Annotated in this window: 3 protein-coding genes; 1 reads left to right on the top strand and 2 read right to left on the bottom strand. The window is 61.3% G+C overall.

Going from position 1 to position 2,252, the window contains the following annotated elements; translation table 11 throughout:
• On the bottom strand, nt 1-423 hold a 423-nt coding region (locus VMR39_RS25530), incomplete at its 3' end, for an enoyl-CoA hydratase/isomerase family protein (RefSeq protein ID WP_325420514.1).
• Between the two features lie 125 nt (nt 424-548).
• Nucleotides 549-1,463 carry a LysR family transcriptional regulator gene (locus VMR39_RS25535; RefSeq protein WP_325420516.1) on the bottom strand — a complete coding sequence of 305 codons (915 nt, stop codon included), beginning with the start codon at nt 1,461-1,463 and terminating at the stop codon, nt 549-551.
• Between the two features lie 89 nt (nt 1,464-1,552).
• On the opposite strand from VMR39_RS25535, the gene VMR39_RS25540 reads away from it, so the two are divergent.
• The coding region (locus VMR39_RS25540; protein WP_325420518.1) for a TauD/TfdA family dioxygenase at nt 1,553-2,252 on the top strand (700 nt) is incomplete at its 3' end.

Consider the following 2,252-nt stretch of genomic DNA (forward strand, 5'->3'; position numbering starts at 1 on the left):
GCCGCCACTGTGGTTGCCGGCCTGGATCTCGCGCATCTGCAGGAAGGCGGTATCGACGGCGACCACCAGGTCGCAGGACGTTGCCAGATAGACGCCGCCGCCGATGGCCGGGCCGTTCACCGCGGCGACCACCGGCTTGGCGTTGCGCTGGATGCGCTGCCGGGCGGCGACGTTCCAGCGGCCGTAGGCGTCGATGGCCTGGGGATCCGCCTGGGCGGTGAAACGCAGGTCCTGGCCGGCGCTGAAGATGTCGCCGGCGCCGGTCAGGATGGCGCAGCGGCAAGCCGGGTCGGCCTCGACTTCGTCGAAGGCGGCGACCAGTTCCTGGAAGGTCTGGAGATCGTGGGCGTTCTTGGCGTCGGGGCGGTCGATGACGACCCGCCAGATGGGGCCTTGTCGGTCGATCCTGATGTGCTGGGGCATGGTGTCTCCTGTCGTGGCCGCGTGTATCGGGTGCGGCGGATTATCTCGACGGGGAACACGGGGTGGACGCTACTTTCACTAGTGTGAAAGCGATTTCACATATGTAAAAAACATCATGCTGCAATTCAGGGCGGGTCCGTGGCGAGTTCGTCCAGGCACACTGCCCGGAAGTGTTCCAGGGCCGGCGGCAGCAAGTGGCCGCGCGCAGTGATCAGGCAAATGCTGCGTACAGCCGTCATGTCCAGGATGGGAAGAAACCGCAGATTCCGATAACTCAGTTGTTCGATCAGCGAGCCGGGCAGCACGCCTATCCCTCGTTGGGAAGCAACCAGGGCAAGCAGGGACGTAAAGCGCTCCACCTCGTCCAGTGGCTGGAACTTCAGCTTTCGCTTGATGAATTCGATCTCGATGATCTGCCTGATACTGCTGTCCGCGGGCAATGAAATCTGCGGATAGCGCACGACGTCCTGCCATTTCACTTGCTTGTATGCCGCCAGCTCATGCGTGGCGGGACATATCAACACCAATCGATCGCGGCAAAGGTGTTGCTGGTCGAGATCGTCCGCTTCTCGTTTGTAGGCAGTGATCGCGCAATGCGCATCCTTTTCTCGCACCAGGCGCAGACACTCCTCGTGCAAGCGCTCGCGGACCTCGATCTTGATATCCGGATGGAGCCGGTTCAACCGTTGCAATACCTTGGGTAGAACCCCCGCCATGATCGATGGCGAGGCGGCAACGACCAGCGTACCGGCATGGCCGGCGACGAAATTCTGGAACTGGGATATGCCGTCGTCGTACTGGTCCAGTATCCGCCGACAAGCGAGGTGGAACTGCTCGCCCGCCGGCGTCAGGCTCATCCGGCGGGTGCTGCGCAAGAGCAGAGGCGCGCCCGCCTTGCGTTCGAGTTCCCGAATCATCACGCTCAGCGCGGGTTGAGTGGTGCAACAGTGCTCGGCGGCGCGGCTGAAATTCAGCTCTCGCACTACGGCGAGAAACACTTCCATCTCAGTGAAAGAGAACTTTCTGCGTGCGATATTCATACAAAAATGAATACGAATTACTAGACATTTATTATAAATCACACATGTATTGAGGCGTATCGTTGATGATCGACAGGAGGAAGACAGTCGTGAACAACATCACCATCGAACCGATCGGAAAATGCATAGGGGCCGAGGTCAAGGGCGTGGATTTTTCCCGTCCATTGCCGCCCGAGGACGTCGCCCTTATCCAGTCGGCCTGGAGTCGTCACCTGGTACTGCGCTTCAGGGGACAGGATCCGATGTCGGCCGAGCAGCTGATCGCGTTTTCCCGGAATTTCGGGGAGCTCGATGCCCGGCCCATCGCGGCCAGGGCGGTCAGGCAGGGCCCAGGCGTGGATCATCCCGAAATCACGACGATTTCGAACATCAAGGTGGATGGCGTGGCCATCGGCGGCCTGGGAGATGGCGAAGCCGTCTGGCACGCGGACATGACGTATGTCACGTCGCCGCCCAAGGGCGCCGCGTTGCATGCGCTCGAAATACCGGCGGAAGGTGGCTGCACCTACTTTGCCAACATGTATGCCGCCTACGAAGCGCTGCCGCAAGAGGTAAGGGACGAGATCGAGGACCGGACGTGCATCCACGACGCCAGCCGGACCAGCGCGGGGGATCTGCGCATCGGCTTCAAGGAGGTGAGCGACCCGCGCAGGGTGGTCGGGGCCGTCCATCCATTGGTACGGCTCATCCCGGAAACGCAGCGGCGCTGTTTGCTGCTGGGTCGTCGCCCGAATGCCTACATTCCCGGTCTTTCCCTGGAGAAGAGTGAAGACCTGCTGGACCGCCTCT

It is taken from the genome of Sphingobium sp. (assembly GCF_035511395.1).
GTDB lineage: Bacteria > Pseudomonadota > Alphaproteobacteria > Sphingomonadales > Sphingomonadaceae > Sphingobium.

Bases quoted from the DNA above. Each gene is read 5' to 3' on its own strand.
- VMR39_RS25535 (WP_325420516.1), bottom strand. From the start codon at position 1,463: ATGAATATCGCACGCAGAAAGTTCTCTTTCACTGAGATGGAAGTGTTT.